The sequence below is a fragment of the Mammaliicoccus lentus genome, assembly GCF_947036595.1.
Classification (GTDB): Bacteria; Bacillota; Bacilli; order Staphylococcales; family Staphylococcaceae; genus Mammaliicoccus; species Mammaliicoccus lentus.
Window position 1 is genome coordinate 526,500 of record NZ_OX344834.1, and the last position, 25,479, is coordinate 551,978.

Consider the following 25,479-nt stretch of genomic DNA (forward strand, 5'->3'; position numbering starts at 1 on the left):
AGTTCGTGTATGGCTTTAATATGGTTGTTCTTCACCATCTTAGTTGTAATGGCTATTGTCCTTATGACTATGAATACTAAATTTAGCCGCTTTGCTGGTTGGATAAGTTTAATCGCGCCGCTAATAAGTTCCATTTATTTTTTGAGTCAAATTAAATACATATCGAGTGGGCATACTGTTTCTTTTTTTAAAGAGTGGATACCTATAATTGATTTTAATTTAGATTTGAGATTAGATGGTTTATCTTTAATTTTTGCACTTCTTATTTCACTCATTGGCGCAGGTGTATTCCTTTACGCTATTTATTATCTTTCTCATGAAAAAGATAATCTCCCAAGATTTTACACATACTTGCTAATGTTTATGTTGGCAATGTTAGGTGTTGTACTTTCTAATAATACAATTTTGCTATATTCATTTTGGGAATTAACGAGTATATCTTCTTTCTTACTCATTGCATATTGGTATCAAAGAGAAAGAAGCCAGGAAGGGGCACTTAAATCTTTCTTGATTACCGTTTTTGGTGGTATGGCTATGCTCGTAGGGTTGATATTGTTATATAGCATTACGGGTACGAATACAATTACTGAACAAGTCGGTATGATTGATGAAGTGTTTCAATCACCATGGTTTGTACTTGCAGTCATTTTAATCTTACTCGGTGCGTTTACAAAATCAGCACAATTTCCATTTCATATATGGTTGCCAGATGCTATGGAAGCGCCAACGCCTGTTAGTGCTTACTTACACTCAGCTACTATGGTTAAAGCTGGTTTGTATTTATTACTTAGATTTACACCTATTATTGGTCAAAGTGAATGGGTCGTGTATACAGTTGTAACAGTCGGGTTAGTTACAATGTTAGTAGGATCTTTCTTTGCAGTAAGTAAAAAAGATTTAAAAGCTTTATTAGCATATTCTACAATCAGTCAATTAGGTATGATTATGTCTATGATTGGTTTAGGCTTGTTAGCTTTAAATCAAAGGTTTGAAGCGGGACATGAAATATTTATTGCAGCTTTATTTGCAGCTTTATTTCATTTAATTAACCACGCTATTTTCAAAAGTGTACTGTTCATGGGAGTAGGTATTATAGACCATGAAACAGGAACAAGAGATGTTAATAAATTGGGCGGGTTAAGAAAAGTAATGCCTATTACAGCAATTGTAATGTCAATCTCTGCTTTATCTATGGCAGGTATTCCATTATTTAATGGTTTTTTGAGTAAAGAAAAGTTCTTCACTAGTCTGGTAGAGACAGGACAAGTGGATATTTTCAATCAAACGATGTCTTTTGTGATGATAGCAGCAGGATTTATAGGTAGTATTTTTACTTTTGTTTATTGTTTAAAGTTAATAAAAGAGCCATTCTTTGGGGAAATGAAAGAAAAACAATTGCCTAAAGTACCACGTCATGATGGCGGGGGACTTCTTATAGCGCCTGTTTTAATTGTAATATTTGTACCGTTATTTTTCTTTATTCCAAATGTATTAGGAAAATATTTAATAGGTCCAGCGTTACGTGATATATTCCAATCGGATAAAGTAATGGAATATATACCTCATATTCAAGCGTGGCATGGATTTACAACTGAATTGTTTTTAACTATAGGAATATATTTAATAGGTACATTATTAGTAATGTGGCCAAATTGGACATTTATTTATAGCAAAGTATCAAAAAATATAGAAATCAATACAATTTATAATAAAGGTATGACTTTACTGGATCGGGTAAGCGCATATTTAATTCAAATTGTAATGAATAATAGATTGAATCAATATTTACACATCATTTATGTAATATTTTTCGTACTTATGGCATATGGCATATATCATGTCGGTATTTACGATATTGCGTATTACCATATTACAGAAGCTTCAACATTCGAGATTATTATATTGATTAACATTGTGATTACAGCGACAGCATTAATGTTTATTAGAGAAAGAATGACAATGACTATTTTAAATGGTGTAATCGGTTATTCGATTGCTGTTGTTTTCATATTTATGAAAGCACCTGATTTAGCTTTAACGCAATTGGTTATTGAAACTATTACGACAGTCTTATTTTTATTAGTATTTTTCCATTTGCCAAACGTTCAGAAAGATAAACCAAATGTTTTAGCAGAAATCGTTAAATTAGCAATCGCACTCTTAATGGCGGTATTTGTCGTAATTTTTGTTATCATGATGCAACAAGATAATCTATTCGATAAAATTTCTTATTATTATGATAACGCTGATGAATTAGCAGGTGTTAAAAATATCGTAAATGGTATTTTAGGAGACTTTAGAGCGTTAGATACAATGTTAGAAGGAATCGTTATATTGATTGCCGGACTAGGTATTTATACACTCGTTAAATTTAAGATAAGAAAGGATGAGCCTGATGAAAGAAAATGATGTAGTATTAGAAACCATATCAAAAATCGCAATATTTATCATTCTGACATTCGGCTTTTATATATTCCTTGCGGGACACGATAATCCTGGTGGTGGATTTATTGGTGGATTAGTATTTAGTTCTGCGTTTATCTTAATGTTCTTAGCATTTGATGTTGAGACAGTTGTTCAATCATTACCGATAGATTTTAGAGCAGTTACAATTATAGGGTGTCTAGTGTCAATGAGCACAGCGATTATACCAATGTTCTTTGGACATCCAATGTTAACACATGAAGATGGATATATTACGTTCCCACTATTAGGTGAAATTCATCTTTCAAGCGTAACATTATTTGAACTCGGGATATTACTTACAGTAGTAGGATCCATTGTAACAATCATGCTTGCGATAAGTGGTGATAACAGTTGAATTTAATATTAGTCATTATCATTGGTGTACTTACTTTCGTTGGAACGTATATGATTTTATCTAAAAACTTAATTCGTATTGTTATCGGTACAGCTATTTATACACACGTAGCTAACTTAATGATTTTATCAATGAGCGAATTTGGTGGTCGAAATGTACCACTCATAAATGGTGAAGGAAAAGACTATGTCGATCCTTTACCTCAAGCATTAATTTTAACAGCAATTGTTATTGGCTTTGCGATAACAGCATTTTTACTTGTTTTAGTGTATAGAACATTTAAATTGACGAAAGTCAACAGAATAGAGGCGTTACGCGGTGAGGATGAAGACGTAGATGAATAATTTAATACTTATACCATTACTCGTACCACTATTTATTGGTTTAATATTGTTCTTCTTTAAAGAACGATTAGCGTTAACAAGACGTATCGCCATCACTTTTCTAGCACTTACGACGATTGTAAGTGGTTGGTTATTAGTCGATGTCAGTATGAATAAAGCACTTGTTATCAACTTCGGAGACTGGCAACCACCATTTGGGATTCAGTTTGTTGGTGATGAGCTCAGCTTATTATTCACTACTATTTCCTGCTTTGTTGTCACAGTGATTATATACTTTGGTTTTGGTAAGAGAGAAAGGTTAGCTAACCGCTACTTTTTACCATCATTTATATTGTTCTTATTAAGTGGGGTTAATGGTAGTTTTCTAACTGCTGATATATTCAACTTATATGTAATGTTTGAAATAATGTTATTAGCTTCATTTGTATTATTAACATTAGGTCAATCAATAGAACAGTTAAGAGCAAGTATCATTTACGTCGTGATTAACGTTGTGAGCTCTTGGTTCTTCTTAATGGGCGTTGCTTATATATACGGTACGTTAGGTACTTTAAACTTCGGTCATATTGCAATGAGAATTAGTGAAAGTAACCAACCTACCACGACTACTTTAGTCGCAATTATCATGATATTTGTATTTGGAGGTAAAGCAGCGCTTGTCGTATTTATGTGGCTTCCGAAAGCATATGCAGCATTGAATACAGAATTAGCTGCTTTATTTGCGAGTTTAATGACTAAAGTAGGTGTATACGCACTTATTCGTGTGATGGTACTTATGTTTGATCAAAAGCCAGAAGTAACACATTTCTTACTTTACATTATGGCGATACTTACAATGATTATTGGATCAATAGGTGTTCTTGGATTTAAAGATATTAAGAAAATAGCAGCGTACCAAGTGATACTATCTATTGGATTTGCAGTATTAGGATTGAGCGCAAACAATTTAGCAGGGATTACCGGTGCTATATTCTATGTCGGACATGATATGATCATCAAAACTTTATTATTCTTAATCATAGGTACTTTTGTATTATTAACAGGTACAAGATATTATGACCAATTTGGTGGTTTAATTAAACATTATCCAAGTTTAGGTGTCATATTCTTTATTACGATACTATCAATTGGAGGCGTACCACCACTCAGTGGATTTCCTGGGAAATTATTAATTATTAAAGGCGCACTTGAAAATGGTTATACATTTGGCGTTATCGTGATGATTATTTCAAGTATCATTGCAATGTATAGTTTATTACGCGTATTTTTAGTAATGTATTTCGGCAGAGAAAGTGTACCTCAAGTTGGTAAAGTTGTTTTTGTTAAGAATAAATTATATGCAATGATAATATTAACAGTAACAACAATAATATTAGGTATTGCTTCTCAATATGTATTAAATATTTCTGAAATGGCAGCTCAGTTTAACATGAATGAGCTTGAATATTTTAAAGAAGTTATTCCAAATGTAGAAGTGGAGGCTAAATAATAATGGCACAACTATTATTAAATATTTTAATTGCCTTCTTGTGGACTTTATTTCAAGACGAAGACACATTTCATTTATCGACATTTATTTCAGGTTACTTGATTGGTATGTTCATCGTTTACTTAATGCATAGATTTTTCGGACATGTTTTTTATATGAAAAAAGTATGGGTTATTTTTAAATTTATTTGTGTTTATAACTATCAGCTTGTGACATCCAGTATTACAACAATTAATTATATTTTATTTAAAACAAATAAATTGAATCCAGGACTTGTTACTTATGAAACAACATTAAAACAAGATTGGGCTATAACATTATTAACGTTATTAATCATGTTAACACCGGGATCAGTCGTATTAAGGTTATCACCAGATGGACAACGATTCTTTATACATGCGATTGATGTTTCTGAAAGAGAGAAAAAGATTTTAACAAAGCAAATTAAGAAGTATGAGAAATTAATCTGGGAGGTGCTTAAATAATGGAAATAGCTATCATGTTTATCATAAAAACGGCATTAGTTATATATGGTATATCTATTGTAATTGTTCTATTTAGAACAATTATTGGCCCTACAACTGCTGATAGAGTTATAGCATTTGATGCTATGGGTGCAATCTTAGTTTCTACAGTAGGTATATTGAGCATTGTTTATGACACCTTCAGTTATTTAGAAGCGAGTTTAATTATTGCTATTTTAGCCTTCTTAAGTACAGTTGGAATATCTCGTTTCATTGAAGGGGGTCGTGTCTTTGAATCTAAGCGAGATCGTTAGTTTAATTGCAGCTATATCAATATTATTAGGTTCTATAACTGCTTTAATTAGTTCGATAGGTATTGTGAGATTTAGAGATTCCTTTCTAAGAAGTCATGCTGCTACAAAAAGCTCTACATTATCTGTTTTACTTTGTTTAACGGGTGTATTTTTTTATTTCTTAGTAACGAAAGATTACTTTAGTGTTCGTACTTTATTAACTATACTATTTTTATATTTAACATCGCCAGTTGCTGGTCATATGATTATACGAGCGGCATATAATTCTGGTTCATATATGTTTATGAAAGAATTTACAAAAAAAGGAACTTCGTTGAACTTTAGATATGACCGAAAAGAATCTAAAAAAGATAGACGAAGAAGAGCAGAGAAAAGAAGAATTATGAACGAAGCTTTCTCTAAAAATGATAAAGAAACATTCAGTAAATATAAGCAAGTTATGAAAAAAGACGACCCAACTTTAAAATAAAACAGCTGGAACATAAATATCAATTCAAAATAAATAACATCTGATTTCAATGATTTATTCAGTTAGAAATCAGATGTTATTTTTATGTGATTTAGAATTTTGTTCGTGCATGCTTGTCTAGTGTATGGTTCGATCGAGTCAACCGCTGCTAATATAAAAAAACGAGCTAGGGACGTAAATCCCTAGATCGTTTTGGATGAAATTGATCAATAAAAGCAAGAGTTGATATATTGTTGGATATACTACTACTTAAATCCAATTAGACGCTCTTTATTGGATTTACTAAGACATTAATCCAATTAGACGCACCTTTGTTGGATTTTCTATCTCATTAATCCAATTAGACGCTCTTTATTGGATTTTCTATTTCATTAATCCAATTAGACATACCTTTATTGGATTTTCTACTACAATAATCCAAGTACACGCACCTTTATTGGATTTTCTAAGATATTAATCCAATTAGACATACCTTTATTGGATTTTCTATTTCATTAATCCAATTAGACATACCTTTATTGGATTTTCTGCTTCATTAATCCAATTAGACGCACCTTTGTTGGATTTTCTATTTCATTAATCCAATTAGACGCTCTTTATTGGATTTACTACTTCATTAATCCAATTAGACATACCTTTATTGGATTTTCTGCTTCATTAATCCAATTAGACACACCCTTGTTGGATTTACTAAGACATTAATCCAACTACACACACCTCTATTGGATTATGTAATGACTAAACTTACGAATTAACTTTTCTTCTGGTTCAGACCTGAAAATAAATCACTTTCGTATATCAGCACGAGGAAATCCTAAAGTGGAATATGGTTTAGGAGTTGCTATAATAGCAAGAAAGACAAGAAAAATAATGGAGTTAAAAATTAGCAAAAAGAGGCTGGGACATAAATACATGTCTCAGCCTCTTTAATTATAATGGCAGTAGCTGACTGGATTGAAAATGCGCTTATATCAAGCTTTTTCCAACCCTAGGCCGGGGTGGGACTACGAAATCTGTTTATTAAAATGAGATTTCTGTCCCACTTCCTTTTTCGTTTATTATATACATGAGGAGGAGGGGTTATTATTTCATTGTGTCATGGATCACTTTGACATTGTGTTCCATCATATTGTAGTAAGAATTACCGTCGGAATCTTTAGTACCGATTGAATCTGTATAGACTTCACCTTGAATTTTTAGGTTTGTTTCTTCAGCTAGAGTCTGCATACTTTTCTTATCTACACTTGTTTCTACTGTTAATGCTTTAAGATTATGATCACGTACAAAGTTTACTGCTTGTTTCATTTGGTCAGGTGTACCTTGTTTTTCTGTGTTTATCTCCCAAATGTAACCAGGAGTAATGTCATAAGCTTTTGCAAAGTATTTAAATGCACCTTCACTTGTAATAAATGCACGTTTTTTCTTATCAATGTCGTTAAATGCTTTCGACATTTCATCGTCTAATTTATCAAGTTTTTCAGTGTATTTATCAGAGTTAGCTTTATAATCATCTTTATGTTCATCATCTAATTTACTAAGATGTTTCTCGATAGTGTTAACGTATTGAATACCATTTTTAATACTTAACCAAGCATGAGGGTCAATTTTCTTTTCATCTCCCTCGCCACCTTTTAAGTATATTGGTTTTACATCTTCAGTAGCTTGAATAACATTTTTGTCAGTGATTTTTTTATTTGCTTGTTCTAATGCTTTTTCAAACCAACCATTACCGCTTTCTAAGTTAAAGCCGTTATAGATAATAATGTCAGCATCTGTAATAGCTTTAACATCTTTAGGTTTAATTTCATATTCGTGGGGGTCTTGACCGATTGGCACTACGCTAGTAATTTCAGCGTTACCTTTAGTAACCTCTTTAGTCATATCACCAAGTATTGAATTCGTCGTAACAATTTTTAGTTTTGAATCGTCTTTAGAGTTAGATTGATTACAACCAGCCAAAACTAAAATAATTGCTATTAAAGGTAATAATAATTTTTTCATAGATGCCTCCTAATTAAATTGAATTTTATTTTTAAGTTTATGTATAGTAAATACTAGTATATAAAATGCACAACTTACTAGGACTATACAAGCTCCACTTGGCAAATTATATAGGTAACTAATATACATGCCACAGGCTGCACTTATTGCACTCAATGTACTTGCAACAATCATCATAGTTTTTAATGACTTAGTAATAAGGAAAGCAGTAGAACTAGGTGTTATAAGCAACGCTACTACTAAGATAATACCGACAGTCTGTAAACTTGCTACTGTTACTAATGCCAATAACATCATGACAAAGTAATGAATTAATCTTGTATTTAGACCACTCATTTTAGCTGCAATTGGATCAAAAGTAGACAAGTGCAGTGGTTTATAGAAAATCACAACACATAAAATTACAATAATGCTCACAATACTTGTGGTATAAAATGCACTTTTTGTTACTGCTAATATATTTCCGAATAGAATATGATACAAATCTGTAGAGGAGTTGATTTGACTAATTAAAATAATACCTATCGAAAAGAATGCTGTGAAAGTAATACCTATTGCGGCATCATTTTTTGTTTTAGAGTTTTGTGAAATAAAACCAATTAAAAAACTTGTCAGCATACCTGTAAAAAGAGCACCTACAAACATTGGTATGTTAAATAAGTAACTGAGCGCTACCCCAGGTAATACAGCATGGCTCATTGCATCTCCCATTAATGAAAGGCCTCTTAATATAATCAAGCTACCTACAATACCACAAACGATTCCGACTATGATTGAAGTAATCAAAGCTCTACTTAAAAAATTATAATTTACGAGTGATGAAATAAATTCATTCATCATAATACAACGCCATCCTTTAAAAATACCTCTTTTATGTTTTCGTCAGATAATGCTTCGTTAGCAGAGCCAAAGAATTTTAATGATCGATTGAGGAGGATTATTCTATCAAAATATTCTTTAGCTTTTTGAATATCATGATGAACAACTAGAATCAGTTTACCTTCTGATTTTAATTGTCGCAGCAGATTTATCATGATTTCTTCACTTTTGAAGTCAATACCAACAAAAGGTTCATCGAGGCATAGAAAGTCACTCTCTTTCATTAATGCTTTCGCTAAAAGAACACGTTGTAATTGACCACCACTTAACTCATTTAGCATTTTATCTTTTAAATTAGTTAACTGAAGTTCATTTAATAATTCATCTCTTTTAATATAAGCTTCTTTCTTCATAGGTCTGAACCAACCTGAAGTTTGATAATAGCCAGTAATTAAACTGTCTTTCACAGTAATAGGGAAATCCAAGTCTAATGAATTTCTCTGCGGAATATAAGTTAGTTCCGTCAGCTGTTGTTTAACTGGCTTATCATTCCATAATGCTTCACCAGTTGCTTTGAATTCACCAAGGATAGATTTAAGCAATGATGATTTACCCGCACCATTGGGTCCCATGATACCAATTAACTCTCCCGATGATTCAATTGTTAAGTTAATATCATGCAATATGTGCTGATGTCCTAATGATAAATTCAAATTCTTAACCTGTAACATGTTATCACCTTTCTCCGAAAATAAGTTTAGGGTAACCTAAACTATGTTTTTAATATAACTGTAAATTATGTTAAAGTCAAGAGATAGCAAGGAAAAATAAATCGTGGTACAATAAAAATATGCTAAAAAAAGTGAGGTCAGAACAAATGTTGACTGAAGAACAAGAAGATTATTTAAAAGCAATATTTGGTTTAAACGGGACGACAGATTATGTATCTAATAAAAATTTAGCACAAGATTTAAATATAAAACCCTCATCTGTTAGTGAGATGATGTTACGTTTAAAGAAAGAGGATTATGTGGATATACGTCCATATAAAGGTGTTAAATTAACTCAAAAAGGTTTAAATCATACTGCAAATATTATTAAGCGTCATAGACTGATAGAACGATTTTTAATAGAGGAATTAGAATACACATGGGATCAAGTACATGAAGAAGCGGAAATTTTAGAACATAGAGTTTCTGAACACTTCATTGAGAAAATAGATAAATTGATGGATTATCCTAAAACATGTCCACACGGTGGAATTATACCGAGAGAAAATCAAATCGAAGAGATTTATAATACGCCACTTAGTACATTTGAAGTAGGCGATAAAATAAAAATCAAACGTGTTATGGACTATGTTAATCTATTAGACTATTTAAGTAATGAAGAATTACTAATAGGTGATATCGTTGAAATCACTAAGAAAGATGAACTTAATCAATTAATAGAATTAAGTTTAAATGGTAAGACGATTATGATTAGCGAAACAAATGCTTCATATATATTCGGAACTAAAGAAGGATAAAATAAAAAGAGGCTAGGACATAAATACATGTCTCAGCCTCTTTTCTTATAATGGCAGTAGCTGACTGGATTAAAGATGCGCTTATATCAAGCTTTTTCCAACCCTAGTCCTACTCCCATTTTTATTTTATAAGAGAAATCTAGATTGGTCGTTTCTTAACTCGATATTATAGTTCTCTAAGTTTTTTAAGGCCATAACGCATTAAATGTATACATAACAGCATATATGTTAATAACAATCCAAAGTATACTAAAGAATAGAGTAGGTATTTTTGTGATTTGTCTAAGTTGACTACCATCCCATTCAGGGCGCTGTCTTGAAAATGTTAATAAAAAGATAGTTATTGTAGATTGGGCAACTTCACCTAATAGCGTACCTAATGCTATGTGATAAATATAAGTTGTAATTTGAGCAAAATCATGGATGTTTGGAGCAGAAATAACTTCATAAAGTGCAACTGCGATAACTAATAATATAATACTTGGTAGAAATTTTCTTGAAGTTAATGTGACATAAAATAAGAACATGATTAATAATAAAATTAAGAAAATTGGTCCGAATGTATGATGCTTCATCCAAACCCCTATTATTAACATTAAAGGTGGCATAATATAACCAAATAATGTAGTGATGAATTGATTCCATCCAGATTTAGATCCTGTAATAGCATAACCTTGACGACCAGTCTCCATTCGTTCTTTTCTACGCCAAACTACGACTAGATCTTTAGGTTTACCACCGGACAACTTGTTGGCAATAACATGACCCATTTCATGTATTAAAATCGGAAAATAACCTAGTATTATATCAATCATACTCAATATTGGATGTTGTCTTCTATGATGTACAAAAACATATATTAAGGCAATTAATGTAATAGTTATTAATGATATATTAATTGGTTCTGATAAAAAGTTCGGTAAAAATCGAGTCAAAAAAACGTCACCTCGTGTTTAATAGTCTAATACTATTCTACACTAAAGTGACGTTTTTGTTGTCGGACTTAAGACTTAATGTTATTTTGTATTTTTCTTACGCGCAATCAACCAAGTTAATAATAATATTAAGCCGATAGCAAGTATGATAGATGCTGTCATAAGGATAGGTCTATTATCTGGACTTGTGACTTTATCTTTTGTCTGGTTAAATTTATGTTTTGATGGTGATTCTAATTTGACTGTAGGTGGGCCATAATTATCGTTTATATATGAACGATCATAATCTATATGTGCTTCACCATTTTCTACAACTACTTCGTAATCTACACCTTTTTTAACGACATCGTATAAATCTTCAGTAATGTAATATTTTTTATCATTAATTTTATGAACACCTTTGGAAAGAACTTTTTTCCATTCATATTCGTCGAAAGTTTTCTCCATTAAACTGTTCCCCATCATATTACGTTCTTTTTCACCGCCGACAGTATTATAATCGCCTGCACCAAATAAAATTTGGTTTACTCTTAGTCCATCTCTCTTAGTTGAAAGACTGTGATTGTAATCGGCAATGTCACTTGATCCTGTCTTTAATCCATCCGTTCCTTCTAAAGACATATCAGCACCTTCAAGAGAATGGTTATATGTGTAGTATGTAACGTAATGTATTGTAGGTGCTACTTTTTTAGTGTATTCCAGAATGCCTGGATAATCGTTTACAAGATGCTGCGTTAATATAGCAAAATCTCTAGAAGTAGAGTAATTCTCTTCATCAGATTGATATCTCTTTGCTTTATATTCCAGTAATAAATTATTGGCAGCGCCGTTAGAATTATAAAACTGAGTATGTTCCATTCCTAATTCTTTAGCAGTTTCATTCATATAGTCTATAAAATCAGAGTCTAAATCTTTTTTCTGTTGTTTTGAGGCAGTATTATTATTTGAATCTTTATCTTTATCTTCGATTTTTTTAGCAGAGCCAATATTTTCAGCTTTCATTGTTTCTCTACCTAAAATCATAGCGCCAGCATTTGAAGAATTAGATATGGTAATTTGCATTAATTCTGAAATTGTATAAACATCGCCTGGATATAATTTAGTATTACTTAATTCAGGTAAAGTAGATAATCGGTATTCTTCGTCAGTCATTTTAACTGTATCATCTTCTTTTAACTTTCCACTTTTAATTGCTTTTTCAGTTAAATATAAAGTCATAAGTTTAGACATACTTGCCGGATACCATTTTTTATCTATTTGATACTCATACATAATTTGACCAGTTTTTGAGCTGTAGTTAATAGCCCCCTCGGGTTGATATATTTCGCCTAAGTTATACCCGTATTCATTAGCTACTTGTGTAGGTGACTTTTCATTATCAGCTGCATAAGCATTTTGGTTCAAAGTAATATTAATTAAAACCAATGAGAAAAATAATAATAAACATTTTTTCATTAATAAAACCTCTTTATTCTTTTTTTTAAATAACTACATCATTTTAACATATTTTTATAATTCTCCCTAGAAAAAAATTACAATTGTATATTAAAATATTGTAAATTTAAAGCTATTATGAGAGATTAATATAGGGAAATATTGTAAAATGATGATGAGATAATAAATTGAGATAATGAGGTTTTAAAATGAAGACAGAGAATTCGTTGTTTTATTTACTGAAAAAAGTAGACTGGCCAAAGAAAATGGTCGTTACCGCCATGATTCTATCTATTTTAGGCAGTTTGAGTGGATTGTTAGTTCCATTATTTACGGGACAATTAGTAGATACATTCAATGCTGAAAATTTAGATTTAAGAATGGTTTGGTTATTTATAGTTATTTTTCTAGCTAATGCTATTTTAAGTGGTTTTGGTACATACTTATTGAGTAAAATCGGTGAGAAAACGATTTATTCAATACGAGAAAAATTGTGGAGACATTTAATAAAACTGAACATGAGATTTTTTGATAAAAATGAAAGTGGTCAACTCATGAGTAGAATTACTGACGATACAAATGTCATCAATTTATTTATTTCAGAAAAAGCGCCAAGTGTTTTACCTTCACTGTTAACGTTGATTGGTTCTGTAGCTATGTTGTTTATTTTAGATTGGCAAATGACACTTATAACATTTATCATATTGCCATTATTTATCGCTATTATGATCCCTCTTGGAAAAAGTATGGGTAAGATTTCTAAAGCGACACAAACAGAAATTGCGAATTTTAGTGGTTTGTTGGGCAGAGTGCTCACAGAAATGAGATTAGTAAAAGTTACTACCTCTGAGGAAAAAGAGTTAGAAAAGACAAAAACAACATTATTAGATATCTATAAATTAGGATTAAAAGAAGCTAAAATAAGAGCTATTATATCACCGTTATCAGGAATTATTATGATGTTAACGGTGGCTATTATATTAGGTTTTGGTGGAATTCGAGTTTCAAGTGGTGCAATCACAGCTGGTACATTAGTTGCTATGATATTCTATGTTATTCAATTATCAGCTCCTATATTAAACTTTTCCATGTTTATAACAGACTATAAGAAAGCAGTAGGAGCGAGCGAAAGAATATATGAAATTTATCAAGAACCGACAGAGCCAATAGGCGATGAAAACAATTATTTACCTCATGAAAAAAATGACATATTATTTGAAAATGTTACATTTAGCTATGAGAAAGATGAAGAAGTTATAAAAGATTTATCCTTAACAATTCGTTCAGGAGAAGTAACAGCAATTGTAGGTCCTTCTGGATCAGGTAAAAGTACATTATTTAGCTTGTTAGAACGATTTTATCCTGTAGATAAAGGTGTTATCAAATATGGTAATGAATTAATTGAAGATATACCTTTAAGATTTTGGAGACAAAAAATTGGATACGTTATGCAATCTAACGCAATGATGTCAGGAACAATTAGAGATAATTTAACATATGGTATAAATGAGACTGTAAGTGATGAAACTTTAATTCATAACACAAAAATGGCCAACTGTTATGATTTTATTATGAAATTTCCTCAAGGATTTGAAACTGAAATTGGGGAAAGAGGTACAAAATTATCAGGTGGTCAAAGACAGAGAATTGATATTGCGAGAAGTTTTATTAAAAATCCAGACATCTTGTTACTAGATGAAGCGACAGCTAATTTAGATAGTGAAAGTGAGTACTATATTCAACAGGCTTTAAATGAGTTAATGAAAGACCGTACTACTGTCGTAATAGCACATAGACTTGCAACTATTAAAAAAGCTGATCAAATTATCTTTTTAGATAACGGAGAAGTGACAGGTAAAGGAACTCATGGAGAACTTATTAAAAACCATGAAAAATATAGACATTTTGTGAAGACGCAAAGTTTAGTAGAATAAAATTATAAATTATAAAAAATGTTCTTTAAAGTTGACGAAAATAACTTTAAAGGACATTTTTTATGTAAACGCAAACATTATTGTTAAATAAGGAGTTATAAAAATTAATGAAAACAGGCGTAAAAATTTATGTGAAAATATTCACAAAAACACTTGACCACAGTGATACCAAGTGCTATATTTACATTGTGAAAAGAATCACAAAAAGAAAGATGCGCATCTTAAAATAAATAAAATAGAAAGAAGATGTCTAATGTGTTAATAAATAATATTAATCCCTTTGACAATATTGCATTATCAGCAATTGTGGCAAGCATACCTATTATATTATTTTTATTATGTTTAACAGTTTTTAAAATGAAAGGTATTTATGCTTCTATTACAACGCTCATCGTAACGATAATAATAGCTTTAGTAGTTTTTGAATTACCAAAAATTGTTGCCTTAGGAGGAATTATAGAAGGTTTCTTCCAAGGTATCCTACCAATAGGTTACATCGTGGTTATGGCAGTATGGTTATATAAAGTTTCAAATGGAACAGGGCAATTCAGTATTATTCAAGATAGTATAGCAGGTATATCTCAAGACCAACGTATACAGTTGTTATTAATAGGTTTTAGTTTCAATGCATTTTTAGAAGGAGCAGCTGGAGCATTTGGTGCTATAGGCCTCCCAGTAGTCGTGATAGATACCCTAGGCCTACAAGGTAATATAAGTAGTTTAGATGTTTCTCAAATATCAACATTAACTTTACCAATCATAAACTTTATTATTCCATTTTTATTAGTCATGATTTTAGATGGATTTAAGGGTATAAAAGAAATATTACCAATGTTATTAGTAGTAAGTCTCACTTACTCTGGACTTCAATTAATATTGACATATTTCCAAGGCCCTGAGTTAGCGGACATTATCCCTCCGTTATTATCAATGGTTGCATTAGCAGTATTTTCTAAATTTTACCAACCGAAAAAAATATTTAGAGTTTCAGACGCTGAAATTAAACAAGCAAACAAGCATACAGTTAAGTCTATTCTATATGCATGGAGTCCGTTCTATATTTTAACGATATTTGTGATGATATGGAGTGCACCATTCTTTAAAGCATTATTTGCACCAGATGGACCATTATCATTTTTAGTATGGAACATTAGTATTCCAGGTACGATGAATGAAATCACAAACAAACTTATAACACTAAAAATAGACATTTTTAGCGCAACAGGTACAGCTATATTAATTTCAATTATTATAACAGTTCTTATTTCCAAACATTTCAAATTTAATGAAGCATTTCAATTATTAGGTTTAACAATCAAAGAATTATGGCTACCTATTTTGACAATTTGTTTCATATTAGCAATAGCAAAAGTAACTACTTATGGTGGTTTAACAGCAGCTATGGGTCTTGGCATCGCAAAAGCTGGTAGTATATTCCCATTACTATCTCCGGTGTTAGGTTGGATTGGGGTATTTATGACAGGATCAGTAGTCAATAACAATACATTATTCGCACCAATTCAAGCTTCAGTAGCTAGCCAAATCGGTACTAGTGGCCCTTTATTAGTAGCAGCTAATACTGCAGGTGGTGTAGCAGCAAAACTTATATCACCTCAATCTATAGCAATCGCCACAGCAGCTGTAGGTCAGGTCGGAAAAGAATCAGAATTATTGAAAATGACTTTAAAATACAGTGTAGGAATAGTCATCTTCATTTGTATTTGGACGTTCGTACTTTCATTTATTATATAAAAATTTAAAATTTGAGGAGAGATTTTGATGAAACAATTTAAAGGTAATAAAGTAGTATTAGTAGGTAACGGATTTGTAGGTTCTAGTTATGCATTCTCAATGATTAACCAAGGTATTTGTGATGAATTTGTTATCATCGATTTAGATAAGAAGAAAGTAAATGGAGATGTAATGGATTTAAATCATGGTTCAGTGTATGGGCCATCACCAATGAAAGTAAAAGCGGGAGAATACAAAGATTGTGAAGATGCTGATTTGGTTGTTATTTGTGCAGGAGCAGCTCAAAAACCTGGCGAAACAAGATTAGATTTAGTAGCGAAAAACATGAAAATATTTAAAAATATAGTAACTGAAATAATGGATTCAGGATTTGATGGCATTTTCTTAATTGCGACTAACCCAGTAGATATACTTTCGTATGCTACGATGAAATTCTCAGGTTTACCAAAAGAACGTGTAATAGGTTCTGGAACAATATTAGACACAGCACGTTTTAAATATTTATTAAGCGAAGAATTTGATGTAGCCCCTCAAAGTGTACACGCTAATATTATTGGTGAGCATGGCGATTCTGAATTAGCAGTTTGGTCACACGCCAATATTGCTGGTAAACCATTACGTTCTATAATTGAAAAAGATGAAACACGCAAACATAGAGTTGAAGAAATTTTTGTAGAGACAAGAGATGCAGCATATGAAATTATTGAATCAAAAGGTGCTACTTTTTATGGAGTAGCAATGGGCTTAATGCGCATTACTAAAGCAATATTAAACAACCAAGATGTTGTACTAACAGTTTCAGCATATTTAGAAGGTGAGTATGGACACGAAGATGTTTATATCGGTGTACCAGCACTTGTAAATAGAACAGGTGTAAGGGAAGTTATTGAAATGCCACTTAATGATGAAGAAACAAGATTGTTCGATAATTCAGTAAAAGTGCTAAAAGACATTCAAGCACCATTTGAAAAAGAGTTTAAGTAAATGATAAGCTACGGACAATATAATAATGAAGAGTTCGGGATAAAGAATCCCTATCTTTAAATAGTACTCCTAATTCGTTCATTAAGAAATTGACGAATTAGGAGTATTTATATGCGATTTCTAATAACTCTTTCTAGAGTTAGGGCGAAAATTATCTTACGACCCTTTTTTATAAATATCGGCATGTTGAGGCGATTAGCTGTTTGTGGTAGTATCAGTATGTCAATTGAAAAACTAAAAGGAGGTAAGGTCATGAAAAATAGATTACTAAGAGATATGATATTAATAATTGTAGGTTCATTTGTCTTTTCTGCAGGTGTTAATACATTTATTATATCTGCTAACCTAGGTGAAGGTGGCGTGACGGGTATTTCGCTAATCTTACTTTATGCGTTTGATATTGCGCCAGCTTGGTCTACGTTTATTTTAAATGCGGTATTAATTGCATTAGGTTATAAATTCTTGAGTAAGAGAAGCACAGTATATACTATTATTGCTGTAATACTCATATCCGTATTCTTAGGAGTGACGGATTCATGGGCATTAGATTCTAGTGAAATACTTATTAATGCTGTGTTTGGCGGATTTACGGTTGGCTTAGGTATAGGTTTAATCGTATTATCAGGTGGCACAACAGCAGGAACAACAATATTAGCGAGAATTGCTCATAAGTATTTAGATGTGAACACATCATATGCTCTTCTATTTTTTGACCTTATCGTAGTTCTATTTTCATTAACTGTTATGCCTGTAGAAAAAGCATTAATAACTGTCGTTGCATTATATATAGGAACAAAAGTTATGGACTTTGTAATTGAAGGATTGAACCCTAAAAAGGCTGTTACAATCATTTCTCAAAACCCAGATCAAATAGCAAAAATGATAGATGAAAAAATAGGTAGAGGTTGTACCATTTTAAATGGTAGAGGTTACTATTCAAAAAAAGATACTGATGTATTATACGTGGTCATTGCCAAAACGCAATTGACAAGAACAAAACGAATGATTAGAAAATTTGATGAAAATGCGTTTGTCGTTGTCCATGATGTAAGAGATGTACTTGGGAACGGATTCTTACTTGACGAATAAAACATAAAAGCTAGGACAAAAAGTTCTAGCTTTTTTAACATGTTTATTTTTATTAAATGTGTAATATGAGTGAAATTATTCATATATTGATAGAAATCACTATTATTAAATGATATAATACGTAAGTACGAGTGATGATAATCATTATCATTTAACTACAATTAAAAATTAACGCAACGCATATATTATAGATTTATTTTAAACGGAAAGAGGGTTCACTATGAATCGATTAACGGGAGAAGCCATTTCAATAGGTTATGGAGATAAAGCAATAGTTAGTGATTTAACTTTAGAGGTACCTGATGGGAAGATTACTTCTATTATAGGGCCGAATGGTTGTGGAAAATCAACATTACTTAAAGCATTAAGTCGTATTTTAAATGTACAATCAGGGCAAGTTGTTTTAGATGGCAAAAATCTACATTCAACATCTACTAAAGAAATCGCAAAGAAAATTGCAATATTACCTCAGTCACCTGACGTTGCAGATGGATTAACAGTTGGAGAACTCGTTTCTTATGGCCGTTATCCACATCAAAAAGGATTTGGAAGATTATCAAAAAAAGACAAAGAAGAAATAGAATGGGCGCTTAACGTTACGGGCACTCATGATTTTAAATATAGAGCAATTAACGATTTAAGTGGTGGTCAAAGACAACGTGTATGGATTGCTATGGCACTCGCACAAAAGACAGATATCATATTCCTAGACGAACCAACAACATATTTAGATATTTCTCACCAACTCGAAATTCTAGAACTTGTACAAGAGTTAAATAAAGAACAAGGTTGCACAATTATTATGGTGTTACATGATATTAACCAAGCAATCAGATTCTCAGATCATTTAATAGCTATGAAAGCTGGAGATATTGTTGCTCAAGGCGAAACAGAACAAGTATTAACAAATGAAATTCTAGAAGAAGTGTTTAATATTGACGCTGAATTATCTACGGATCCTAGAACTGGGAAACCTATGCTTGTTACTTATAATCTTTTATGTAAACACTATACTAAGTTATAAAAGGATGGCAACATATGAGTCAATCAAAAACAGTTAAAGAAAATCGCTATCCAATTATCTTAACAGTTACAATTATTTTACTTGTAGCTGTTTTACTTCTGTCATTTTTATTTGGAGCAAAAGACACATCATTACAAATGGTATATAACGCAATATTTAATTATAATCCAAGTATCGAAGAACATAATATTTTAAGAGAGATAAGAATACCTAGGGAAATAGGAGCTGTTGTCGTTGGGATGGCACTTGCAGTATCTGGTGCAGTTATGCAAGGTGTTACTCGAAACGGATTAGCTGATCCAGGTTTACTTGGTTTAAATGCTGGAGCTAGTATGATGCTAGCTTTAACTTTAGCAGTTATTCCAAATGCAGGTTATTTCACCCTTATGTTTGCAGGATTTATAGGTGCAGGTATAGGTGGTATTCTTGTCATGAGCGTAGGCTCCTCTAAACGCGGTGGTTTTAACCCGATGAGGTTAGTATTAGCAGGTGCCGCAGTATCTGCATTATTGACAGCTGCAAGTGAAGGAATCGCATTGATATTTAGATTAAACCAAACTTTAACATTTTGGAGCGTTGGTGGCGTAAGTGGTACAAACTGGAAACAACTTGCGATTTCTACACCGATTGTTCTAGTTATTTTAATTGTTTTAGTTATAATGAGCAGACAATTAACGATACTTAGCCTAGGAGATACACTATCAAAAGGATTAGGACAAAATAGTAATGTTGTGCGATATACAAGTTTAGTATCCACGATGTTTTTAGCAGGGATTGCTGTATCAATAGTAGGGCAAATAGCATTCGTAGGTTTGATGGTGCCACACATAGTAAGATTTATAGTCGGTACAGACTATAAACGTGTTATACCTTTAACAGCAGTAATGGGTGGTTTTATATTACTTTTAGCTGACATGATAGCACGAATGTTAGGAGAAGCTCCAATAGGTGCTGTAATTTCTATAATAGGTGTACCGTTCTTCCTTTATCTTGTAAGAAGGGACGGTAAGATATTATGATACATCCAAAAATAGTTAGAAAACAGAGAATAACACTTGTCGTTTTAATTATAGCATTAATCGCATCAATGGCATTCGCTATGACAACAGGCGAATTTAAGATGTCATTCATTCAATTCTTTAAAACACTATTTGGTCAAGGTAATGAACTAGATTCAATGGTATTGTATGAATTTAGAATGCCGAGAATGTTAATAACGATATTAGCTGGAGCAAGTTTAGCTTTAAGTGGAGCAATTTTGCAAAGTGTTACTAAGAATCCCCTTGCTGAACCAGGTATATTAGGTATTAATGCAGGAAGCGGGTTTATGATTGCTTTATTCTTAGTTGTCGGTACTGTACAACCAGGTGATTTTGTATATGTACTTCCAATGGTAAGTATGGTCGGTGGTATAGCGACGGCGATGGTTATATTCATGTTTAGTTATAAAAAAGGAGAAGGCATTAACCCCGTAAGAATGGTATTGATTGGTGTCGGCTTATCAACTGCATTGAGTGGTGCTTCCATTACAATTATGTCTACATTTGATCAAGATCAAATGGAATTTATCGCAAGATGGTTTGCAGGTAATATTTGGGGTGATGAATGGCCGTTCGTATTTGCATTTATACCATGGTTAATCATAGTTATGCCATTCCTATTTTATAAAGCTAATGTACTAAATGTACTCAGTACAAATGAACAAATATCGGTTTCATTCGGTATAAACAATAATAGAGAACGTATTTTACTCGTATTTTTAGCAGTCGTATTGTCATCTGCAGCCGTATCAGTAGCAGGTGGTATCGGATTTGTTGGACTTATGGGGCCGCATATTGCAAGAAGTATTGTGGGACCAAGACATCAACTATATTTACCAATAGCAGTATTAAACGGAGCTATACTCCTGGTTGTCGCAGATACAATTGGTAAAATAGTACTAGAACCAAATGGCTTGCCAGCAGGTATTATTGTAGCAATAGTAGGTGCGCCATACTTCTTATACTTAATGCAAAAATCAGCACATATATAATAATTTGAGATATCAATATTTATATTTAATAATAATCCCTAATCAGTTGGAAGATTTAATTCAACAGGTTAGGGATTTTTTATTGTTGGAAAGTTAAATTATATTAAGTGTTTTAAAAACCTACTAATAGTGTAAAATATACACAAAAGAAAAGAGGAGAGGTATATGTACTGGGAAGTTTATGAAAGTAATCGTGTCCCTGAAGAAATTTTTCAGAGCTTGCAAAATACAAATGGAAAATTTAATTTGGCAGAGCGACTGATATATTTTATCAAAGAAGGTAAATATAAAGAGTATTATTTAGCAGGAATTATTGAGAATAAGGAAGTACTTGGAATAATTATTCATACACCACCGTTTCCAATACAAATTGTAATATTGAATAATGAAATGAAATTAATAGATTATATTTCAGAAAAACTTTCATCTTATTCCAATATTCAGATGGGTATTGCAGGTGATAAGGATTATACAATTAAACTAGCAGAAAAGTTATATAGTAACTGGTATATAGCAGTTCATGAAGGTGTTTATGTATGTCATAAAGTGATAAAAAAATTCGATAGTGTGAAGGGGCACTCCCGAATAACTAAAAATGAAGATATCATATTGCTGAAAAAATGGTATGAAAGTTTCATGATAGAAACAGGTCTAGTAACTGAATTGAAAAATTTAAATCGTGATGAAGAAAATAATATAATTTTGAATTGGATTGAAAATGAAGCTGGACAATTATTTATTGATAAAAATAAGGCGGTATCTTTCGTTAAATATTCAGGAGTTGGGGAAATATTTGCTCATGTTGCTATGGTTTATACGCCTCATGAATACAGAGGAAATGGCTATGCAGCTAAAAATGTATCACTCTTAACTAAACGTTTATTAGAAGATTATAAATATACGACATTATATACTGATCTTGAAAATCCCACCTCCAATAAAATTTATAAACAAATAGGTTATGAGCAAGTTGGAGAATTTGTAAAAATTTTACCAAAAAATGAAATAATGAGTTGAAAACGTTTCTAAAATCATTTTAGGGGTATAACTAATACTAGCAATAGAACTTTACATAGGAGGTGCAGTTGCCAGTGAGAAGATTAAAGAATTTTTTCCTAGGCTTATTCATCATAGTAGTAGTGGGCACGCTTCTTTTTATGTACTTGGATATTAGTCAAATAACAAGCTATCAACAGGAACTATTAAAATATAATTGGTTCCAACCGACATTGATTGCTTGTGCAGGGGTTTTAATATTCTTTGGTTTATTAATGTTCTTTGCAGCATTTAAACCGACACATAAGAAACCAGGCTTACATCGTGATTATGAGGATGGGCACATATACATTACTAGAAATTCGATTGAAAAATGTGTTTATCGTACAATCCAGAAATACGACGAAGTACGACAACCAAATGTTATAGCAAAGTTGTACAATAAGAAAAATAATTCTTATGCAACGATTAAAGCAGATTTCTTTGTTGTATCTGAAACGAATGGTATTCAATCATTAACGGAAAATATGAAGAACGATATTAAGCAAAATGTTGAGCATTTTTCCGAAATACCTGTCAAAAACATTGAAATTAATGTTAGAGACCAGAAAACAAGTGATACAAGAGTTTTATAGACTAAGGATAGGAGGTTCCGGTTATGCCAAATGAAAATCAAGATCCAAATCAACTCATTAATTTTATTAAAGAGTATAAATGGAGAATTGTTGGGTTTATTGCGATGTTAATATTAGCAGTTTTATTTTTAACAATTGGTTTTTGGAAAACGGTATTGATTCTTGTCCTATGTTTAATAGGTATAGGACTAGGGTACATTAAAGACTGTACTCAGCAGTTTTTAAATTTCTTAAACCGAATAAGTTAAACTGCATTATTAAATAATTAAAGAAACTATAAATTAAATTAAACTATTTTAAGGGAGAGATTCTATTATGGCAAATTTAGACAACAATAAAGCAAAAAGTAGTTACAATGAACAAACTGGTGTAAATGATCAAGTACGTGAAAACCAACAACAACAGCAAGAACAAGTTCAAGAACAACAATTTTCAAATACATTATCATTCTCTGATGAAGTAATAGAGAAAATTGCTGGTATTGCTGCTAGAGAGGTAAGAGGTATTTTAGATATGAAAGGCGGCTTTGCTTCTAGTTTAACTGACCGTTTCACATCTGGAAACAATGTAACACAAGGTGTTTCTGTAGAAGTAGGAGAAAAACAAGCTGCTGTAGATTTAAAAGTTATTTTAGAATATGGTGAATCAGCTCCGAAAATTTTCAAAAAAGTTGCTGACTTAGTAAAAGAACAAGTTAAACATATGACTGGTCTTGAAGTTGTTGAAGTAAACATGCATGTAGATGATGTTATGAGTAAGAAAGAATATGAACAAAAAAATTCTTCAAATGAAGATGGTCAATCACAAGGTAATAACAAAGAATTACAATAATGAATAAAAAACAGGCTGGGACATATCAATGTCTCAACCTGTGTCATGTTTGTCAGGGGCGAGACTATGAAATCTTTTTTGAAAATAAGATTTCTGTCTTGCTCCCTTTTTTATACTATTTTTGGTTGTTTTTTAATTGTTAAACATATCAATAAAGCGATAAAGCTAAGCGCTCCAGCTACATATAAGCTTGAAACTACATTAAAGTAAGTTACAAAAATACCACCTAATAATGAGCCAGCTCCGATACCAGCGTTTAAGCTAGACATATTCCAACTCATCGCTGCACTAGTATCTCCTTCTATTTGAGAAATAATACCTATTTGAACTGGTGGGTTAGAACCCCATTGTACGATATTCCAAACGAATACACCTATTAGAGTGATGATTAATATAGGTAAGAAAGATTGGAATATAAACATAAGTACTGTATATGTACTTAATGATATGATTAACCAGTTTTTACTACCTATAGCATCAGTAATATAACCGCCTAGTGATGTACCTAAAATTGCTCCGATTCCTGCGACTAATAGTACAAGAGAAACAATATTTAAGTCATAACCATATATAGATAATAATGGGCTAATATATGTGATAACAACATAGTTTGCAGCAAGTATTAGAAATGTAATGCTTAAATATTTGACTACTTCTAAAGGCTGTAAGATCTTATAACTATGATTTTGAGGTGTAGGCTCATCAGCATTATTTATTTTGTCACTAGAAATATTAATAGAAATTAGAATAAATGCTACTACGCCAACTAAACAAATAAATAGAAATGTCATTCTCCAACCAACAAGGTCTCCGATCTTAGTACCTAAAGGAACACCTAAAACGTTTGAAGCGCTAAAACCTGTATAAACAAGACCTATCATTTTCCCGCGTTGACTTGGTTTTGAATAAATAACAGTTAAAGCTAAAATTTTAACAACAATGATTGCAGCAGCGGCAGATGATAATACTCTCCCAATCACTAAAATTGTAAAATTAGGTGAAAATGCGATAATCCCGTTACCGATAATAAATAAAATCATGCTAATCATTAATACTAATTTAGGTGAAAAATTCTTTGTAAGCTTAACAAGTATCGGACCACTAATAGCGAATGTTAATGCATAAACAGTTACAAGTTGTCCTACAATTGCTTCTGATATATTCATATCTGCACTCATCAGTGTTAAAATACCAGCAATCATCAATTCAACCATTCCTACTACAAAAACACTCAACATAAATGTGACTAATCGTGATTTTGACATTTTATTACTCCTTCTTTTTTACATATAAACATGATTATAACAGTGTGATATGCAAAAATACAGACAAAATTTAATAACCGGACGATTGAGAATTTAACTCATAATATATGTATAAAAATATAGTAGAACATGATTAAACAAGGGTTAATATACGTGAAATATACAAATTATTGAATGATTAAAATATATTAGTGACTTTAAATAAGACTATTAAATTATAAATAGTCTTATTTATTATATATTATCCCGATTTTTAATGACAGCGCTTACAAAAAAATATATAATAAAAATAGGAAAGAATAGGATTGAATATTTATAA

The 25,479-nt window shown here is 31.6% G+C and carries 25 protein-coding genes; 19 read left to right on the forward strand and 6 right to left on the reverse strand.

Going from position 1 to position 25,479, the window contains the following annotated elements:
- The first annotated feature begins 9 nt into the window (after positions 1 to 9).
- From ACNMOQ_RS02380 to ACNMOQ_RS02410, 7 genes are read left to right on the forward strand one after another with little or no spacing between them, the layout of a single operon-like run.
- On the forward strand, positions 10 to 2,409 hold the full coding sequence (locus ACNMOQ_RS02380; protein ID WP_416350221.1) for a DUF4040 family protein: 2,400 nt from the start codon (positions 10 to 12) through the stop codon (positions 2,407 to 2,409).
- A complete protein-coding gene (locus ACNMOQ_RS02385; protein WP_017000808.1) occupies positions 2,396 to 2,821 on the forward strand; it encodes a monovalent cation/H+ antiporter subunit B in 426 nt (141 codons plus the stop codon). The genes ACNMOQ_RS02380 and ACNMOQ_RS02385 overlap by 14 nt, the downstream gene beginning before the upstream one ends.
- Positions 2,818 to 3,165, forward strand: coding sequence for a Na(+)/H(+) antiporter subunit C (locus ACNMOQ_RS02390; RefSeq protein WP_017000807.1), 348 nt, complete (start codon positions 2,818 to 2,820; stop codon positions 3,163 to 3,165). Before ACNMOQ_RS02385 ends, ACNMOQ_RS02390 begins: the two co-directional genes overlap by 4 nt.
- On the forward strand, positions 3,158 to 4,654 hold the full coding sequence (locus ACNMOQ_RS02395) for a Na+/H+ antiporter subunit D (protein WP_064205227.1): 1,497 nt from the start codon (positions 3,158 to 3,160) through the stop codon (positions 4,652 to 4,654). The genes ACNMOQ_RS02390 and ACNMOQ_RS02395 overlap by 8 nt, the downstream gene beginning before the upstream one ends.
- Before the next feature lie 2 nt (positions 4,655 to 4,656).
- The gene (locus ACNMOQ_RS02400; RefSeq protein ID WP_017000805.1) at positions 4,657 to 5,139 is read left to right on the forward strand and encodes a Na+/H+ antiporter subunit E; all 483 of its coding nucleotides are present in this window, start codon (positions 4,657 to 4,659) and stop codon (positions 5,137 to 5,139) included.
- Entirely contained in the window at positions 5,139 to 5,432 is a 294-nt protein-coding gene (locus ACNMOQ_RS02405; protein WP_017000804.1) for a Na(+)/H(+) antiporter subunit F1, read from the forward strand. Before ACNMOQ_RS02400 ends, ACNMOQ_RS02405 begins: the two co-directional genes overlap by 1 nt.
- Entirely contained in the window at positions 5,410 to 5,901 is a 492-nt protein-coding gene (locus tag ACNMOQ_RS02410; RefSeq protein WP_064211717.1) for a Na+/H+ antiporter subunit G, read from the forward strand. Before ACNMOQ_RS02405 ends, ACNMOQ_RS02410 begins: the two co-directional genes overlap by 23 nt.
- 1,083 nt (positions 5,902 to 6,984) lie before the next feature.
- Here the strand turns inward: ACNMOQ_RS02410 and mntC are convergent.
- From mntC to ACNMOQ_RS02425, 3 genes are read right to left on the reverse strand one after another with little or no spacing between them, the layout of a single operon-like run.
- Positions 6,985 to 7,902 (reverse strand): manganese ABC transporter substrate-binding lipoprotein MntC, encoded by a 918-nt coding sequence (gene mntC / locus ACNMOQ_RS02415; RefSeq protein WP_416350222.1) that lies wholly within the window; start codon positions 7,900 to 7,902, stop codon positions 6,985 to 6,987.
- A 9-nt stretch (positions 7,903 to 7,911) separates the two neighbouring features.
- Positions 7,912 to 8,739 carry a metal ABC transporter permease gene (locus ACNMOQ_RS02420; protein ID WP_026023754.1) on the reverse strand — a complete coding sequence of 276 codons (828 nt, stop codon included), beginning with the start codon at positions 8,737 to 8,739 and terminating at the stop codon, positions 7,912 to 7,914.
- A complete protein-coding gene (locus ACNMOQ_RS02425) occupies positions 8,739 to 9,452 on the reverse strand; it encodes a metal ABC transporter ATP-binding protein (RefSeq protein ID WP_017001212.1) in 714 nt (237 codons plus the stop codon). The genes ACNMOQ_RS02420 and ACNMOQ_RS02425 overlap by 1 nt, the downstream gene beginning before the upstream one ends.
- Before the next feature lie 146 nt (positions 9,453 to 9,598).
- Here ACNMOQ_RS02425 and ACNMOQ_RS02430 point away from each other — a divergent pair, with 146 nt between their 5' ends.
- Positions 9,599 to 10,249 (forward strand): metal-dependent transcriptional regulator, encoded by a 651-nt coding sequence (locus ACNMOQ_RS02430; RefSeq protein ID WP_064211718.1) that lies wholly within the window; start codon positions 9,599 to 9,601, stop codon positions 10,247 to 10,249.
- A gap of 185 nt (positions 10,250 to 10,434) precedes the next feature.
- Here ACNMOQ_RS02430 and ACNMOQ_RS02435 read toward each other — a convergent pair whose 3' ends face one another.
- Complete coding sequence (locus tag ACNMOQ_RS02435; RefSeq protein WP_064211655.1) at positions 10,435 to 11,184, reverse strand: M50 family metallopeptidase; 750 nt, start codon at positions 11,182 to 11,184, stop codon at positions 10,435 to 10,437.
- Positions 11,185 to 11,265: 81 nt separating this feature from the next.
- Positions 11,266 to 12,639 (reverse strand): penicillin-binding protein PBP4, encoded by a 1,374-nt coding sequence (pbp4, locus tag ACNMOQ_RS02440; protein WP_135032574.1) that lies wholly within the window; start codon positions 12,637 to 12,639, stop codon positions 11,266 to 11,268.
- Between the two features lie 188 nt (positions 12,640 to 12,827).
- Here pbp4 and ACNMOQ_RS02445 point away from each other — a divergent pair, with 188 nt between their 5' ends.
- The 11 genes from ACNMOQ_RS02445 (at position 12,828) to ACNMOQ_RS02495 (ending at position 23,895) form a co-directional block, all read left to right on the forward strand.
- Positions 12,828 to 14,552 carry an ABC transporter ATP-binding protein gene (locus ACNMOQ_RS02445; protein WP_135032576.1) on the forward strand — a complete coding sequence of 575 codons (1,725 nt, stop codon included), beginning with the start codon at positions 12,828 to 12,830 and terminating at the stop codon, positions 14,550 to 14,552.
- A gap of 255 nt (positions 14,553 to 14,807) precedes the next feature.
- A complete protein-coding gene (locus ACNMOQ_RS02450; protein WP_416350395.1) occupies positions 14,808 to 16,304 on the forward strand; it encodes an L-lactate permease in 1,497 nt (498 codons plus the stop codon).
- Between the two features lie 27 nt (positions 16,305 to 16,331).
- Positions 16,332 to 17,288, forward strand: coding sequence for an L-lactate dehydrogenase (locus ACNMOQ_RS02455; protein WP_017001181.1), 957 nt, complete (start codon positions 16,332 to 16,334; stop codon positions 17,286 to 17,288).
- A gap of 252 nt (positions 17,289 to 17,540) precedes the next feature.
- Positions 17,541 to 18,377, forward strand: a complete 837-nt coding sequence (locus tag ACNMOQ_RS02460) for a YitT family protein (RefSeq protein ID WP_017001182.1) — start codon at positions 17,541 to 17,543, stop codon at positions 18,375 to 18,377.
- 220 nt (positions 18,378 to 18,597) lie between these two features.
- Positions 18,598 to 19,401, forward strand: a complete 804-nt coding sequence (locus ACNMOQ_RS02465; protein ID WP_017001183.1) for an ABC transporter ATP-binding protein — start codon at positions 18,598 to 18,600, stop codon at positions 19,399 to 19,401.
- Positions 19,402 to 19,415: 14 nt separating this feature from the next.
- The gene (locus ACNMOQ_RS02470; RefSeq protein WP_017001184.1) at positions 19,416 to 20,420 is read left to right on the forward strand and encodes a FecCD family ABC transporter permease; all 1,005 of its coding nucleotides are present in this window, start codon (positions 19,416 to 19,418) and stop codon (positions 20,418 to 20,420) included.
- Positions 20,417 to 21,433 carry a FecCD family ABC transporter permease gene (locus tag ACNMOQ_RS02475; protein ID WP_017001185.1) on the forward strand — a complete coding sequence of 339 codons (1,017 nt, stop codon included), beginning with the start codon at positions 20,417 to 20,419 and terminating at the stop codon, positions 21,431 to 21,433. Before ACNMOQ_RS02470 ends, ACNMOQ_RS02475 begins: the two co-directional genes overlap by 4 nt.
- 165 nt (positions 21,434 to 21,598) lie before the next feature.
- Positions 21,599 to 22,450 carry a GNAT family N-acetyltransferase gene (locus tag ACNMOQ_RS02480; protein ID WP_416350223.1) on the forward strand — a complete coding sequence of 284 codons (852 nt, stop codon included), beginning with the start codon at positions 21,599 to 21,601 and terminating at the stop codon, positions 22,448 to 22,450.
- A gap of 74 nt (positions 22,451 to 22,524) precedes the next feature.
- Positions 22,525 to 23,064 (forward strand): alkaline shock response membrane anchor protein AmaP, encoded by a 540-nt coding sequence (gene amaP / locus ACNMOQ_RS02485; RefSeq protein WP_064211668.1) that lies wholly within the window; start codon positions 22,525 to 22,527, stop codon positions 23,062 to 23,064.
- A gap of 23 nt (positions 23,065 to 23,087) precedes the next feature.
- The gene (locus ACNMOQ_RS02490; protein ID WP_017001187.1) at positions 23,088 to 23,312 is read left to right on the forward strand and encodes a DUF2273 domain-containing protein; all 225 of its coding nucleotides are present in this window, start codon (positions 23,088 to 23,090) and stop codon (positions 23,310 to 23,312) included.
- Between the two features lie 67 nt (positions 23,313 to 23,379).
- On the forward strand, positions 23,380 to 23,895 hold the full coding sequence (locus ACNMOQ_RS02495; protein ID WP_017001188.1) for an Asp23/Gls24 family envelope stress response protein: 516 nt from the start codon (positions 23,380 to 23,382) through the stop codon (positions 23,893 to 23,895).
- A gap of 110 nt (positions 23,896 to 24,005) precedes the next feature.
- Here ACNMOQ_RS02495 and ACNMOQ_RS02500 read toward each other — a convergent pair whose 3' ends face one another.
- Positions 24,006 to 25,160 carry an MFS transporter gene (locus ACNMOQ_RS02500; protein WP_064205191.1) on the reverse strand — a complete coding sequence of 385 codons (1,155 nt, stop codon included), beginning with the start codon at positions 25,158 to 25,160 and terminating at the stop codon, positions 24,006 to 24,008.
- Positions 25,161 to 25,479 lie beyond the last annotated feature (319 nt).